9 protein-coding genes are annotated in these 14,530 nt (G+C 67.6%); 8 read left to right on the forward strand and 1 reads right to left on the reverse strand.

Annotated features, from left to right (window positions below):
- The first annotated feature begins 15 nt into the window (after window positions 1–15).
- Window positions 16–1,308 (forward strand): UDP-N-acetylglucosamine 1-carboxyvinyltransferase, encoded by a 1,293-nt coding sequence (locus GRI62_RS05100; RefSeq protein WP_131452303.1) that lies wholly within the window; start codon window positions 16–18, stop codon window positions 1,306–1,308.
- Window positions 1,309–1,387: 79 nt separating this feature from the next.
- Here the strand turns inward: GRI62_RS05100 and GRI62_RS05105 are convergent, their stop codons facing one another.
- The gene (locus GRI62_RS05105) at window positions 1,388–1,867 is read right to left on the reverse strand and encodes a peroxiredoxin (protein ID WP_131452304.1); all 480 of its coding nucleotides are present in this window, start codon (window positions 1,865–1,867) and stop codon (window positions 1,388–1,390) included.
- Window positions 1,868–2,095: 228 nt separating this feature from the next.
- On the opposite strand from GRI62_RS05105, the gene ahcY reads away from it, so the two are divergent.
- The 7 genes from ahcY (at window position 2,096) to addA (ending at window position 14,529) form a co-directional block, all read left to right on the forward strand.
- Window positions 2,096–3,508 carry an adenosylhomocysteinase gene (ahcY, locus tag GRI62_RS05110; protein WP_373282989.1) on the forward strand — a complete coding sequence of 471 codons (1,413 nt, stop codon included), beginning with the start codon at window positions 2,096–2,098 and terminating at the stop codon, window positions 3,506–3,508.
- Between the two features lie 80 nt (window positions 3,509–3,588).
- Window positions 3,589–5,943, forward strand: coding sequence for a sensor histidine kinase (locus tag GRI62_RS05115; RefSeq protein ID WP_131452306.1), 2,355 nt, complete (start codon window positions 3,589–3,591; stop codon window positions 5,941–5,943).
- Window positions 5,940–6,377, forward strand: coding sequence for a tRNA (adenosine(37)-N6)-threonylcarbamoyltransferase complex ATPase subunit type 1 TsaE (gene tsaE, locus GRI62_RS05120; protein WP_131452307.1), 438 nt, complete (start codon window positions 5,940–5,942; stop codon window positions 6,375–6,377). The genes GRI62_RS05115 and tsaE overlap by 4 nt, the downstream gene beginning before the upstream one ends.
- A complete protein-coding gene (locus GRI62_RS05125) occupies window positions 6,374–7,378 on the forward strand; it encodes an aminoglycoside phosphotransferase family protein (RefSeq protein ID WP_131452308.1) in 1,005 nt (334 codons plus the stop codon). Before tsaE ends, GRI62_RS05125 begins: the two co-directional genes overlap by 4 nt.
- Window positions 7,375–8,091: a nucleotidyltransferase family protein gene (locus GRI62_RS05130; protein WP_131452309.1), complete on the forward strand. Its 717-nt coding sequence runs from the start codon at window positions 7,375–7,377 to the stop codon at window positions 8,089–8,091. Before GRI62_RS05125 ends, GRI62_RS05130 begins: the two co-directional genes overlap by 4 nt.
- On the forward strand, window positions 8,084–11,068 hold the full coding sequence (locus GRI62_RS05135) for a PD-(D/E)XK nuclease family protein (protein WP_131452310.1): 2,985 nt from the start codon (window positions 8,084–8,086) through the stop codon (window positions 11,066–11,068). The genes GRI62_RS05130 and GRI62_RS05135 overlap by 8 nt, the downstream gene beginning before the upstream one ends.
- Window positions 11,065–14,529 carry a double-strand break repair helicase AddA gene (addA, locus tag GRI62_RS05140; RefSeq protein WP_131452311.1) on the forward strand — a complete coding sequence of 1,155 codons (3,465 nt, stop codon included), beginning with the start codon at window positions 11,065–11,067 and terminating at the stop codon, window positions 14,527–14,529. The genes GRI62_RS05135 and addA overlap by 4 nt, the downstream gene beginning before the upstream one ends.
- The last annotated feature ends 1 nt before the right edge of the window (window position 14,530 follow it).

Consider the following 14,530-nt stretch of genomic DNA (forward strand, 5'->3'; position numbering starts at 1 on the left):
AGATAAGGATTGCGAATGGCGTCGCTGCGCGTGAGAGGTGGACAGAAACTGGTCGGGCGGATCGAACCGTCGGCCAACAAGAACGCGGTGCTACCGGTGCTGTGCGCCACGCTGCTCAGCGACGCGCCGATCATGCTGCGCAACGTTCCCGAGATTACCGACGTTACGCGCATCCATGCCTTTTTCACCGAGCTTGGCAGCACGGTCGATTGGGACAAGGCGGCCCAGACGCTGCGGATCGACCATTCGACCATCCCTTCCAGCGCCAAGGCCAAGCTGCCGCAGGCGATGCGCGCCAGCATCATGATGATCCCCGGACTGCTGCGACGGCTGGGTGAGGCGCGGCTGGAGCACGAGGTAAAGGGCTGCACGCTGGGCGCGCGCGAGATCGACCCGCACGTCCAGGTGTTCAAGGCTTTCGGCGCGGAAACCAGCTATGAAGGCAAGGACATCGTCTTCCGCCAATCCGGCAAGCCGGAGGCGGCGCGCATGTGGCTGGAATATGCCAGCGTCACCACGACCGAGAATTTCATCATCAGCGCGCTCAGCGCCAGCGGCACCAGCCAGATCGTCAACGCCGCTTGCGAGCCGCACGTGCAGGAGATGTGCACCTTCCTCGAAGCCATGGGCGCGACCCTGCGCGGCAAGGGCACATCGATGGTGTCGATCGAGGGCGGGGCGACTTTCCGCGCGGTCGATTACACCTTCGTCGAGGATTTCCACGAGGTTGCCACCTTCATGGCGCTGGCCGCGGTGACCGGCGGCGACATCGCGGTGCGCAACACGCGGCCCGAGGATTTCATGCTGATCGACCGCACGTTCGAGAAGTTCGGCGCCCACGTCGAGCATAAGGACGGCTGGAGCCGCCTCGACGCGCCCGAGCAGCTCGTGGTGCAGCAGAATTTCACCAGCCACCTGACAACGAAGGTGGAGGCCGCGCCGTGGCCGTACATTCCTGCCGACCTGCTGCCGATCTTCATCGCGCTGGGCGTGAAGGCCAAGGGCCAGACGATGTTCTGGAACAAGGTCTACGAAGGCGGGCTGACCTGGCATACCGAACTCAGCCTGTTCGGCGCGCACACCCTGCTATGCGACCCGCACCGGCTGCTCACCTTTGGCGGTGACAAACTGGTGCCGGCAACCGTGACCAGCCCATATATCATCCGCGTCGCCATCGCGATGCTGATGGTGGCCGCCAGCATCGATGGCGAAAGCACGATCCTGGATGCCGACCCCATCCGCCGCGCGCACCCCAACTTCGTCGACAACATCGACAGCTTGGGCGTGGACGTCGCCTGGGACGACTAGGTTATCGCGAACGCCTGGAGCGCAAGCAAAAAGGGGCGCCGCAACGGGCGCCCCTTTCTCGTTTGCACTAAAGGCTGACTCAAAGCTGGCCGAGCATGTGCTCCGCGCCGGAGACGCCGAATTCGCCCGGGCCTTCGACGTTGATCTCGGTCACCACGCCGTCGTCGACGATCATCGAATAACGGTTGGACCGCTTGCCCATGCCGTAGGCGTCGAAGTCGCTCTCCAGGCCAAGTGCGCGGGCGAATTCGCCGTTGCCGTCAGCCAGCATGGTGATGTCGTCCGAACCATCGGACTTGTTCCAGGCGCCCATCACGAAGGCATCGTTCACGCTGGTGCAGGCGATCTCGTCGACGCCCTTGGCTTTCAGCGCCTCGGCGTTGTCGACGAAGCCGGGCAGATGCTTGGCCGAACAGGTGGGCGTGTAGGCGCCGGGCACGGCGAACAGGGCCACCTTGCGGCCGGCGAAAAAGTCGCTGGAGCTGACCTGCTCCGGCCCGTCGGCGGTGGCCTTGCTCAGCTTCACGTCGGGGATTGTGTCACCTTTGGCAATCGTCATGTCGTGTCGTTCCTTGCATTGGGGAATTGATGCGTCGGAGATAGGCGCGACTAATGTTCGCGCAAGGGCGCTGGGCATGGGCATGTGCATGGGCAGGGGCACAGGCCCGGGGTTCCGGCGGCAGGGCTTTACGGTTCGGGCGTGCGCCTCTATGGCGCGCGGGCACATCCACGCTGCATGGAGCCCCGGCAGCGCCTCACACCCCCTTTTCTGACCAAGGAGCTGCCTGTGGCCGACGCCGCCTTCACCGATTATATCATCAAGGATATCGCGCTCGCCGATTATGGCCGTGCGGAAATCAACATCGCCGAAACGGAAATGCCGGGCCTGATAGCCACGCGCGAGGAATTCGGCGCGTCGCAGCCGCTGAAGGGCGCGCGCATCACCGGTTCGCTGCACATGACGATCCAGACCGCCGTGCTGATCGAGACGCTGACCGCGCTTGGCGCAGAGGTCCGCTGGGCCACCTGCAACATCTTTTCCACGCAGGATCATGCCGCCGCCGCCATCGCCGCGCAGGATATTCCCGTGTTTGCCGTGAAAGGCGAAAGCCTGGCCGATTACTGGGATTACGTGGGCAACATCTTCGATTGGGAAGGCCACGGCGAGGGCACCACGGCGAACCTCATCCTCGACGACGGGGGCGATGCCACCATGTTCGCGCTGTGGGGCGCGCGGGTAGAGGCCGGCGAAGACCTGCCCGAGCCCGGCAATGCCGAGGAAGTCGAATTCCAGCGTGCGCTGAAGGCGTTCCTGAACAAGAAGCCCGGCTACCTGACGGCCACGGTGAAGAACCTGAAGGGCGTTTCGGAAGAGACCACCACCGGCGTCCACCGGCTGTATCAGCTTGCCAAGAAGGGCAAGCTGCCGTTCCCGGCGATCAACGTCAACGACAGCGTTACCAAGTCGAAGTTCGACAACCTGTACGGCTGCCGCGAATCGCTGGTCGATGCCATCCGCCGTGCGACCGACGTGATGCTGTCGGGCAAGGTTGCCTGCGTTGCCGGGTTCGGCGATGTCGGCAAGGGCTCTGCCCAGTCGCTCCGCAACGGCGGCGCGCGCGTGCTGGTGACCGAGATCGATCCCATCTGCGCGCTGCAGGCCGCGATGGACGGGTTCGAGGTGACGACGATGGAAGACGCGGTGACGCGCGCCGACATCTTCTGCACCACCACCGGCAACGAGGACGTCATCACGGCCGAGCACATGAAGGCGATGAAGCCGATGGCCATCGTGTGCAACATCGGCCACTTCGACAGCGAGATCCAGATCTCTGCGCTCGACAACTACGAGTGGACCGAACTGAAGCCCGGCACCGACCTGGTGAAATTCCCCGACGGCAAGGAGATCATCATCCTGGCCAAGGGCCGCCTGGTGAACCTGGCCTGCGCCACCGGCCACCCCAGTTTCGTGATGAGCTGTTCTTTCACCAACCAGGTGCTGGCGCAGATCGAGCTGTGGGAGAACACCGACGGTTACGAGAACGACGTCTACGTGCTGCCCAAGCACCTCGATGAAAAGGTCGCCGCGCTCCATCTCGACAAGCTGGGCGTGAAGCTGACGAAGCTCAGCCAGCAGCAGGCCGACTACATCGGCGTGCCGGTGGAAGGCCCGTTCAAGCCCGAGCATTACCGCTACTGACCTTATAGCCCGCCGGATTATGGTGTTAATCCGGCGGGCGGTCATTGCATCGCGCCCGTCCGGCGCATAGCTGCTGGGGCATGGAACTCAGCCTCACTGCGCTGGCCTTGCTTGGCCTTCTGCTGGCAGCATGGACGCTGAGCGCGCTGTGGATGCTGGTCAGCTCGCTCAATCGCGCGCGCTCTGCCAAGAATGCCCGCGTGGCGATGCGGCGGCTGTCGAAGATGATCGACGATGCCCCCGCGATTCCCCTGCTGGTAAAGAGCGACGGGCGGCTGGAAGGGCCGGATCGGCTCGCCGCATGGCTGGGCCTCGGCAAGCTGCCGGGCTTCATCACCGAACTCGACAGCGGCAGCGCCGGCCTCGATGCCGCGGACCTCGACCAGCTGCGCGACGCGGTGAAACGCACGCAGAAGACCGCCGCACCCTTCAGCATGGTCACCACCCCGCGTGGTTCCGAACGCAGCCTCGCGGTGCGCGGCCAGCTTGCCAACCCGGCCATCGCCACCGGTGGTGCGGTGCTGATATGGTGGTTCGATTTTTCCGAAAGCCAGGGCGAACTCAGCCGCCTGCGGGGGGAAACGGCGCGCGCGCGCAACGATTTTGCCGCGCTGGTCGGCCTGATCGAGGCCGCACCCATGCCGATGTGGTTCCGCGGACCGGACATGGGCCTGCGCCTCGTCAACTCCGCCTATGTCGAGGCGGTGGCGGCAAAGAACGCCAAGGCCGTGGTCGACGACCAGATCGAGCTGATCGAGACTGTCGATGGCCTTACCGCCGCGCAGATCGCCGGGCAGGCGCAGGATCGTGATACGCCCGTGGAGCGCATCGTGCAGGCCACCGTCGGCAGCCAGCGGCGTACCTTGCGGGTGTCCGACCTGCCGCTCGGGCCGGAGGGGGTGGCTGGCTATGCCATCGACATCGAGGAGATGGAGGAACAGGGCCGTGCCTTTCGCGCCTTCCGCGCGGCGCAGCGCTCCATGCTCGATCAGCTTTCGATCGGGGTGGCCCAGTTCGACGAGAACAAGCTGCTGACCTTTGCCAATCAACCGTTCCAGCGCATTTTCATGGTGCCTGCCTCCGCCCAGGTCGATCCGCCTACCTTTGAACGCTTTCTGGATTTCGCCCGCGATGCCGGACGCCTGCCCGAGGTGCGCGACTTCCCCGTATGGCGCGGCGAACTGGCGCAGTGGTTCACCCGCGACGTGCCGCAGGAAGATAACTGGACCCTGCCCGACGCCACCCACCTGCGCATCGTCGCCCAGCCGATGCCCGATGGCGGGCTGGTGCTGATCGCGGAGGACAGATCCGAGCAGCTGGCCCTGTCGGCCACGCGTGACACCCTGCTGCGGACGCGCACGGCGACGTTCGATTCGCTGTTCGAATCGCTTGCGGTATTCGCACCCGATGGACGGATGCAGCTGTGGAACCGCAGTTTCCCGGCGATCTGGGGGTTGCCCGAAGATTTCTTCGACGCCCACCCGCATGTCGACAAGCTTCTCGACCGCATTTCCAATCGCCTTGCCCGGCCGGGCCAGCGCAAGGCCATCAGCGAGGTGGTGCGCGCCTCCACACTCGACCGCCAGCAGCGCGGGGGGCGTGTCGTGCTTTCCGACGGACGCACGCTGGAGTTCGCGGGCGTGCCGCTGCCCGACGGCAACGGCCTGTTGACCGTGATCGACGTGACCGATTCGACCAAGGCCGAGGAAGCACTGCGTGAACGCGCCACTGCGCTGGAGGAGGCGGACGCGGTCAAGACCCGGTTCCTCGCAAACATGAGTTACGAATTCCGCACGCCGCTGACATCGATCGGTGGCTTTGCGGAACTGTTGCAGACCGGCATGGCGGGCGAACTGTCTGACCAGGGCAAGGAATACGTGGCGGCCATCCTCTCCTCGGTCGAACGCCTGTCCAGCCAGATCGAAAGCGTGCTCGACCTGACGCAGAGCGAAGTCGGCTTGCTGCCCATCGCGACAGAGGAAGTCGATCTGCTGGGCTTCACCACGCAGGTCGTGCGGATGCGCGAGGAGGCGATCGAGGCGAAGAACCTGACGCTGGATCTGCGCGGCGATCGCGGGGCGGGGACGGTCAACGCCGATGCGCGTCAGCTTGGCCGGGCGCTGGGCAACCTGCTCGACAACGCTATCGCCGCCGCGCCCGAAGGCGGCCGCATCCTGGTGGCGCTGGGACGGCGCAAGGCGGGTGCGCGGATCGTGATTTCGGACAACGGCGAAGGCATGAAGCCAAGCGAACTGGCCCGCGCGCTCGACGGGTATCGCCTGGTTGGCAGCGATGGACGCGACGGCAAACGCGGCGCCGGCCACCGCGGCTTGGGCCTGCCACTTGCGCGCCAGTTGATCGAGGCGCACGGCGGCAGGCTGGAGATCCAGAGCGAGAAGGGCGCCGGCACCACGGCAACGGTGTTGCTGCCGTGATCCGGGACCTGCCCGACCTTGCCGCCATGGACGCGTTCGGCCAGCGGATCGGCGGGCTGGTTAGGGAAGGCGACGTGGTGGCCCTCACCGGCGATCTTGGCACCGGCAAGACGACGCTCGCCCGCGCCATCCTGGCCGCCCTGGGGCATGACGGGGAGGTGCCATCGCCCACCTTTACCATTCTCGAGGTGTACGATCATCTGCAACCGCGCGTGGTGCATGCCGATTTCTACCGGCTCGAAGATCCGGGCGAGGTCGTGGAACTGGGGCTGGACGATTATCGCGACGGCGCGGTCCTCATCGCCGAGTGGCCCGATCACGCCGGCGGCTTCGCGCATGAGGCGAATTGCCTGTCGATCACGCTGGAACGCGCGGAAAACGGACGCAGGGCGATTGCCCGGGGCGGGCAAGGTTGGCTAGGGCGGATGCCATGACAAGCGATCTGCCGCACGGCGTGCACGACTTTCTTTCCGCCGCCGGCTGGCAGGGCGCCCGCATCGAGCCTTTGCCAGGCGATGCCAGCTTTCGCCGCTATTTCCGCATCAATGATGGAGAGCGCCGCGCACTGCTGATGGATGCGCCCCCGCCGCACGAGGATCCGCGGCCGTTCCTTCACGTTGGCAAATGGCTGCGCGAACAGGGCTTGCGGGCGCCTGCCATCTTGGCCGAAGACGCCCCACGCGGCCTGATCCTGATCGAGGATTTCGGTCATGACAGGATGCGCGACTGGCTGGACGATCATCCGGACGGCGAACACCAGGCCTATGCCGATGCGATCCGGGCGCTGGTTGACCTGCACAGGTGCCCGCCCGGCCCGTTCGAACCCTATTCGCTGGAAACGTATTTGCGCGAAGCGTCGCTGTTTCCCGACTGGTTCTGCCCAGCCGCCGGCATCACGGTGGACAACGAGGGCTACAATGCTGCCTGGCGCGAGGCGCTTGGCCCGCTGATGCTGCGCCAGCAACCCGGCGTGACCGTGCTGCGCGACTATCACGCGGAGAACATCATGCTGCTGGGCGAGGGCAAGCAGGGCCTGATCGATTTTCAGGACGCGCTGGCGGGCCATCCCGCCTACGATCTGGTCAGCCTGTTGCAGGATGCACGGCGTGATGTTTCAGAAGAGCTGGAGACGAGGATGCTCGATCTGTACCGCTCCAGCATCGAAACCGGCCCCGATTTCGAGGCCGACTACGCCCGCCTGGGCGCGCAGCGCAACGCCAAGATCGTGGGCATATTCACCCGCCTGTGGAAGCGCGATGGCAAGCCCAAGTACCTCGGCATGATCCCCCGCGTGTGGGACGCGATGGAGCGCGACCTGGCGCATCCCGCGCTGGCGCCGGTGGCGCGGTGGTTCGATGCCAATGTGCCCGATGCGATCCGCGATGCTCGCGGAGCTGGTCCTGGGGCCGGTCTTGCGGCGGGCTTGCAAGAATGAGCCAGCTCGCCTCCGACACGGCGATGGTGCTGGCGGCGGGGCTAGGCAAGCGTATGCGCCCGCTGACGGCCACCCAGCCCAAGCCAATGGTGCGGGTCGCGGGCAAGCCGCTGATCGATCACACGCTCGATCGGTTGCGCGATGCCGGCGTGGCGAAGGCGGTGGTCAACGTCCATTACCTGGCCGACAATCTCGAAGCGCATCTCAGGGATCGTACCGCACCCGCCGTCACCCTATCGGATGAGCGCGACCTGCTGCTGGAAACCGGCGGCGGGATGGTGGCTGCGCAAGACCTGCTGCCCGATCCGTTCTTCTGCCTGAACTCCGACAACGTCTGGCTGGAAGGCCCGCGCAACTGCTTTGCTGACCTTTCCGCGCACTGGGATGCGGCGCGGATGGACGCGTTGCTGCTGCTGGTGCCGCACAAGGGCGCTTACAACTTCCGCGGTTCCGGCGATTTTCACATGGACGGCGCGGGCCGGGTGAGCCGGCGCCAGGATCGCCGCGTGGCGCCCTACATCTTCACTGGCATCCAGCTTGCGTCCAAGCGCCTGCTGCGCGACGCGCCGGAGGGTGCGTTCTCCACCAACCTGCTGTGGAACCGCGCGATGGAGGAGGGCCGGCTGTTCGGCATACCGTTTACCGGCCAGTGGTTCGAGGTCGGCACGCCAGACGCGATTCTGCCCACCGAGGCCATGCTGCGCGATGGCTGAGGCACGCGCGCCGCAGATCTATTCCATCGCCGCCCACCGCGGGTTTGCCGATGCGCTGGTGGCGGGTTTGGTGCCGCGTTATGCGGATCCCGACGTCGGACTCGCCCGGTTGACCCTGCTGCTGCCCTCCGCGCGCGCGGCCCGCACCGTTACCGAGGCATTCGTGCGTCATGCGGGGGCGACCGGCACGCCGGGCCTGCTGATGCCGCGCATGGTGATGGTCGGCGATCTCGATCTTGACGAGGCACTTGGCCCGGTGTTCGATTCGCTCGGCGCAGGCGCGGCGATCCCGCCCGCCGCGGATTCCACCCGGCGCTGGCTGCGGCTGGCGCAATTCGTGGCCGAGGCGGGCGCAAAGCTGGGGCGCGATCCGCTGACCGCCGGGGCGCGGCTGCGGCTGGCGCAGGACATCGCCACATCGATGGATCGGCTGCTGGTGGAGGAGATCGAGGTCGAGAGCCTGTGGGAGGATCGGGTCCTCTCCGCGCTGGAGGATAACGCCATCCACTGGCGTGAGAACACCAAGCTGTTCTACGCGGTCAGCAAGATGTGGCAGGCGGAACTGGCCGCGCGCGGAGAGCTGGACGCCGCCGCCCGGCGCAACCTGCTGTTCCGCGAGGCAGCGCGCCGTATGCGCGACACGCCGCCCGCCACCCCCTATGTCGCTGCCGGCGTCACCAGCGCCGCCCCGGCACTGGCGAGGCTGCTGCGCACCGTCAGCGAGCTGCCGCAGGGCGCCGTCATCCTGCCCGACCTGGACCTGTCGATGGACGATGCGGTGTGGGACGAACTGGGCGGCGCTGGCGACCCCGAGGCGCAGACGCCCTTTGCGCGCGGCGATGCGGTTACCCATCCGCAGTATCACCTGAAGCTGCTGCTCAATCGCATGGGCGTGGCCCGCGCCGAGGTGCAGCCGTGGCATCGGGCTGGCCTTTCCAAGGGTCCGCCCGAGCGCAGCCATGCGATCTCCAGCCTGTTCCTGCCGCCTGATGCGAGCAAGGCCTGGGTCGATCTGCCTGCCAACCGCCGGCGCATGACAGGCGTGCGCCTGGTCGAAGCGGCCAATCCGGAGGAGGAAGCGCAGGCCATCGCCCTGCTGGTGCGCGAGGCGGTAGAGGCACCGAAACGCCGCGTGGCCGTCGTCACGCCCGATCGCGGGCTGGCGGCGCGGGTGGTGCAGCATCTGCGGCGGTGGAACATCATGGCCGACGATTCCGCGGGCCGCCCCCTGTCGCAGACAGCCGCCGGCCGGGTGATCCTGTTGCTGGCGGAAATTGCCGCCGAACGCGCCGCACCGGTGCCGCTGATCGCCTTGCTGGAACATCCGCTGGCGGCGGCGGGGGAGGGGCGGCCTGACTGGCTCGACGCGGCAAGGGCGTTCGAGCTCAAACTGCGCGGCCCGCGCAAGACGCCGGGGCTGGAATCGCTTCGGGCTTTGGCAGACGAGGCCAAGGTAGCTGACTGGTGGGGACGCGTCGAAGACATCCTGGCACCGCTGGTGGAACAGGTGGCCGACCGCGGGCTGGCCGACTGGCTCGACCTGCTGGCCGAGGCGGGCGAGGCGTTGTGCGGCACCGACCTCTGGGCGCGCGAGGACGGGCGGGCGCTGGCCGCCTTCATCGAGGACCTGCGCCTGCAGACGCGCGAAGTGCCAGTGGCGCTGGAACCGGCAGATTTGCCGCCCGTGCTGCGCGATGCGATGGACGATGTCGCCGTTCGCCCGTCTTACGGCGGCCATCCGCGCGTGGCGATACTCGGCTTGCTGGAGGCGCGCATGACGCGTGCCGACCTGGTGATCTGTGCCGGCCTGAACGAAGGCACCTGGCCGCCGACACCCTCGGTCGATCCGTTGCTTGCCCCCGGCGTGCTGCGCGCGCTCGGCGTGCCCGGAGCGGACTTTCGCATCGGTCTTGCCGCGCACGATCTTGCCGGAGCGCTTGGCGCGCCCGAGGTGGTGCTGAGCCGCGCCCGGCGCGAGGTTTCCGGCCCTGCCATCGCCAGCCGGTTCCTGCTGCGGGTGCGCGCCCTGCTAGGCCAGCGGATGACCGAGGAGGCGAGCGATCGCTCGATCGTGGACCTCGCGCGGGCGGTGGACGATGGGCGCAATCACGATCCTGCGCCGCACCCGCAACCGCGCGTCGTGCCCCGCGCCGATCAACGCCTGCCGCCAAAGGGGATCAGCGTGACCGCGCTCGATCGCCTGCGTTCCGATCCTTACGAATATTATGCCGGCAAGATCCTGCGTCTGGACCAGCTGGACGGCGTCGATGCCGATCCCGGCCCGGCGTGGCAGGGCACGCTGGCCCATGCGATCCTGCAGGATTGGCACGACGGCAAGGGTTCGCTCGACGACCTGGCCGACCGGCATCTGCAGGCGCTTTCCGCGCATCCGCTGCTTGCCGCGCTGTGGCGGCCACGGCTCGTCCGCGCATTGGAATGGGTGGCGCTGTCGCTGGATGAGCAACCCGGGCGCACGCCTCTGGCGGTCGAGGCATGGGGCGAGATGGCGGTGCAGGGTGTGCGCGTGTTCGGCAAGGCCGACCGCATCGACCGGATGCCAGGTGGCGCGCTGGCCGTGGTGGACTACAAGACCGGTGCACCGCCTGCGGGTGCCGAGGTGGAAGCGGGCTATGCCCTGCAACTTGGCACCCTGGGCCTGATCGTGCGCGCCGGGGGCTTTGCCGATCTGGCGGGAACGCCCGAGACGTTCGAATACTGGTCGCTCGGCCGCGATGCCAAGAGCGTGACCGGTTTCGGCTATGTCACCACGCCGCTGCTGGAAGGCAACAAGCGCAGCGGCATCGCGCCCGGCGAGTTTCTTCCGGTCACGGAGCGCTTCCTGCTGGATGCGCTGGATAGCTGGATCCTTGGCGATGCGCCCTTCGTGGCCCGGCTCAATCCTGATGCGCCGGGGTATGCGACTTACGACCAGCTGATGCGCCTTGCCGAATGGCAGGGGAGGGAGGCCCAGGCATGAGCGGAAAGGTCTTTCGCCTGCAGGACAACCAGGCCGCCGCCGTCGCGCCGCACGACAGCGTGTGGCTGTCTGCCAGCGCGGGCACCGGCAAGACGCAGGTATTGTCGGCCCGCGTGCTGCGCCTGTTGCTGACCGACGGGGTCGCGCCCGAACAGATCCTTTGCCTCACCTTTACCAAGGCCGGTGCCGCGGAAATGGCGACGCGCGTCAACGAAGTGCTGGCGAACTGGGTGCGGATGCCGGCGACGGAACTCGCTGCCGATCTCGATGCAATCGGCGCGACGGGCGACCCCGCCACCATCGCCCGGGCCCGCACGCTGTTCGCCAGCGTGCTCGATTGTCCCGGGGGCGGCCTGCGGATCGACACCATCCACGCCTTTGCCCAGTGGCTGCTATCGGCTTTCCCCGAGGAAGCGGGTCTGGTCCCCGGCACCCGCCCGATGGAGGATCGCGACCGCGACCTGCTGGCCGCGCAGGTGCTGGCCGACCAGCTGGTCGCATGGCGTGACACCGATCCCGCTGCCGTCGCGGCGCTGGAGGGTCTGTCGTTGCGCATGGGGCCGGACGGTGCGCGCGCGTGGCTGCTGCGCTGTGCGCAGGCGCGGGCGGCCTGGTTCGGACCTGGCGCGTGGCAGCCGCCGATGGCGGCGCGGGTGCGCCAGTTGCTTGGTCTGCCTGCCGATGCCGACGCCGCCAGCCTGTGCGATCTGTGTCATGACGAGGCCGAGTGCACCGCGCTGCTAAGACAGGTCATGTGGGCCTACGATGGCTGGGGCGCGGCCAGCGGGCAGAAGTTTGCCGGGCTGATCGGCGAGTGGCTGCTGGGTTCGCCGGAGGACCGCTTTGCCGCCACCGGCGCGCTGCTGGGCGAGCTTTTCAACGACAAGGGTCTGCTCAAGTATCAATCGAACCTCGAGAAGAAGGATGCCTCCGTCACCGCGCTGGCGGAACAGGCGCGCGAACGACTGGCGGGCGTCGCGGCGCAGGCCAGCCTGCTCGCCCTGGTCGATGTCATCACCCCCGCGCTGGAGGTAGGCCGCAAATACGCGCTCGCCTGGGACGAGGCCAAATCGCGCGAGGGACTGGTCGATTTCGACGATCTCATCGCCAAGGCCGCCGCCCTGCTGGTCAATCGCGACATGTCGGCCTGGATCCGCTACAAGCTGGACCGCCGCTTCGATCATATCCTGGTGGACGAGGCGCAGGACACCAACGCGTCGCAGTGGGCCATCATCGACGCGTTGACCGACGATTTCTTCGCCGGCGCGGGGCAGGCGGAGGATCGGCTGCGCACGATCTTCGTGGTGGGGGATTACAAGCAGGCGATCTTCGGATTTCAGGGCACCAGCCCGGAAAACTTTGCCGCCGCGCGCAACCGTTATGCAGAGCTGCTGCGGGTGCGGCGGGAGAACGCGATCGGCGCGCAGAACGTGCGCGTGCTCAACGCCTTGCAGGATCTGGGGCTGGGCCGCTCCTACCGCACGTCGCAACCCGTGCTCGACCTGGTGGATCGTGCCATTGCGGCGATCGGCCACACCGCCATCGGCCTTGATCGCCCGCCCGAACGGCACGTGGGGTTTGAACGCGAGGGGCTGGTCACGCTGTGGCAGCCGGTGCCAGGCCTGCCTGAAGATGCCGAGGACGAGAGCGGCGGCCCGGAAATCCGCGTGTCGGAGCCAGAGCGTCGCATGGCGGACCGCATCGCCGCGCAGGTGAAACAGTGGCTCGATCACGGTTATCCGCTGGTCAAGAACCCCGACGCGCCGCGAAACGCCACGCCGGGTGACATCATGGTGCTGGTGCGCAAGCGCAAGGAACTGGCCGGCCTGATCGTCGCGCGGCTGCACGCGGCAGGCGTCCGCGTGGCGGGCGTCGACCGCCTGCGCCTCGGCGCGCCGCTGGCCGTGCAGGACCTGATGGCCGCCTTGCGCTTCGCCGCACAGCCGTTCGACGATCTCGCGCTCGCCTGCCTGCTGGTCTCGCCGATATTCGGCTGGTCGCAGGAAGACCTGCTGGAGCACGGTTTCCGCCCCAAGGGCCGCCCCCTGTGGAGCCACCTGCGCCGCAGCGATGCGCCCCTCGCCAGGATGGCCGTGGAACGGCTCGGGCAACTGCTTCGCATTGCCGATTACGAACCGCCACAGGCGATGGTTCACTGGATGCTGGTCGGCCCGTGGCAGGCGCGGGGCAAGCTGGTCGCGCGGCTGGGGCGCGAGGCGAACGACCCGATCGACGAACTGTTGAACGCGGCCCTGCAGTTCGCTTCTGCCAACACCCCCTCGTTGCAAGGGTTCATCCGCTGGTTCGACGCCGGCGAAGGCGAATTGAAGCGCGAGGCAGAGGGCGCGGGTGACATGGTGCGGGTCATGACCGTCCACGGATCGAAGGGATTGCAGGCGCCGATCGTGATCCTCGCCGATGCCTGCGGCGATCCGGACGCATCGCGCACCTCCGGCCTGTCGCTGGAAGAAAACCTGCCGGGCGGCGGCGGGCGCACGCTGCCGCTGCCGCCGCTGACGAAGGACGAGCGGGTGGGCCGCGTGGCAGAGGCTGCCGAGGCCGCCCGGGCGGCAGAGCGCGAGGAACACTGGCGCCTGCTCTACGTCGCCATGACCCGGGCAGAGGAAGCGTTGTTCATCGGCGGCGCGCTGGGCAAGCGCGAAAAGGCACCGGCGCAGGACAGCTGGTACGCACGGCTCGAACCGCTGTTCGGTGGCGAGTGGATTGACGATCCGATCTGGGGCGCGCGGGCCGAGCTGGGCGAACGTCCGCCGCCGGTGGAACGGCGATACCAGACCGACCTCGGGCTGCGCCAGCCGTTGCCGGAATGGGCGACGCGGACCGTGGGCGAGGAACCGCGCCCGCCGCGTCCGCTTGCCCCCTCCGCCAGCGCCGACGATACAAGCGCCGACCCGCCGTTGCCGGTGGAACAGGCGGCCATCGCGGCGCGGCGCGGGGTGCTGATCCACGCGCTTCTCGAGCGTCTGCCCGACGTTCCGCATGATCTGCGCCAGGCCGGGGGCCGGGCGTGGCTGGAGCGTCATGGACCGGACCTGTCGGCCGAAGAGCGGAGCGAGATGCTGGACCGCGCGCTGGCCGTGCTCGATCATCCCGATTTCGCCGATCTTTTCGGACCCGATGCCCTGGCGGAGGTTCCGCTTGCCGCGACGGTGGGCGACCAGGTCATCGCGGGCACGGCCGACCGGTTGCTGGTGACGCCTTCGCGCATTCTCGTGGCCGATTTCAAGACGGCCCGCCGGCCGCCCGAATCGCTGGACCAGGTGCCGCAATCCACGCTGGCGCAGATGGGCGCCTACGCCGCGGCGCTCGGGGTGATCTACCCCGGGCGCACGGTGGAAGCGGCGGTGCTGTATACGCAGGCACCGCGCATGATCGTGATCCCCCGGCACGTGCTTGCGGACAACGTCCCGCGCGCAAAAGCGCAAGACGGGACACCCTAAA

The organism is Aurantiacibacter arachoides, assembly GCF_009827335.1.
In the GTDB taxonomy this organism is placed as follows: Bacteria; Pseudomonadota; Alphaproteobacteria; order Sphingomonadales; family Sphingomonadaceae; genus Alteraurantiacibacter; species Alteraurantiacibacter arachoides.

Excerpts from the sequence above, each read along its gene's own strand:
- GRI62_RS05100 (WP_131452303.1), top strand. The coding sequence starts at position 16 with ATGGCGTCGCTGCGCGTGAGAGGTGGACAGAAACTGGTCGGGCGGATC.
- GRI62_RS05105 (WP_131452304.1), bottom strand. The coding sequence starts at position 1,867 with ATGACGATTGCCAAAGGTGACACAATCCCCGACGTGAAGCTGAGCAAG.
- GRI62_RS05115 (WP_131452306.1), top strand. The coding sequence starts at position 3,589 with ATGGAACTCAGCCTCACTGCGCTGGCCTTGCTTGGCCTTCTGCTGGCA.
- GRI62_RS05125 (WP_131452308.1), top strand. The coding sequence starts at position 6,374 with ATGACAAGCGATCTGCCGCACGGCGTGCACGACTTTCTTTCCGCCGCC.
- GRI62_RS05130 (WP_131452309.1), top strand. The coding sequence starts at position 7,375 with ATGAGCCAGCTCGCCTCCGACACGGCGATGGTGCTGGCGGCGGGGCTA.
- GRI62_RS05135 (WP_131452310.1), top strand. The coding sequence starts at position 8,084 with ATGGCTGAGGCACGCGCGCCGCAGATCTATTCCATCGCCGCCCACCGC.
- addA (WP_131452311.1), top strand. The coding sequence starts at position 11,065 with ATGAGCGGAAAGGTCTTTCGCCTGCAGGACAACCAGGCCGCCGCCGTC.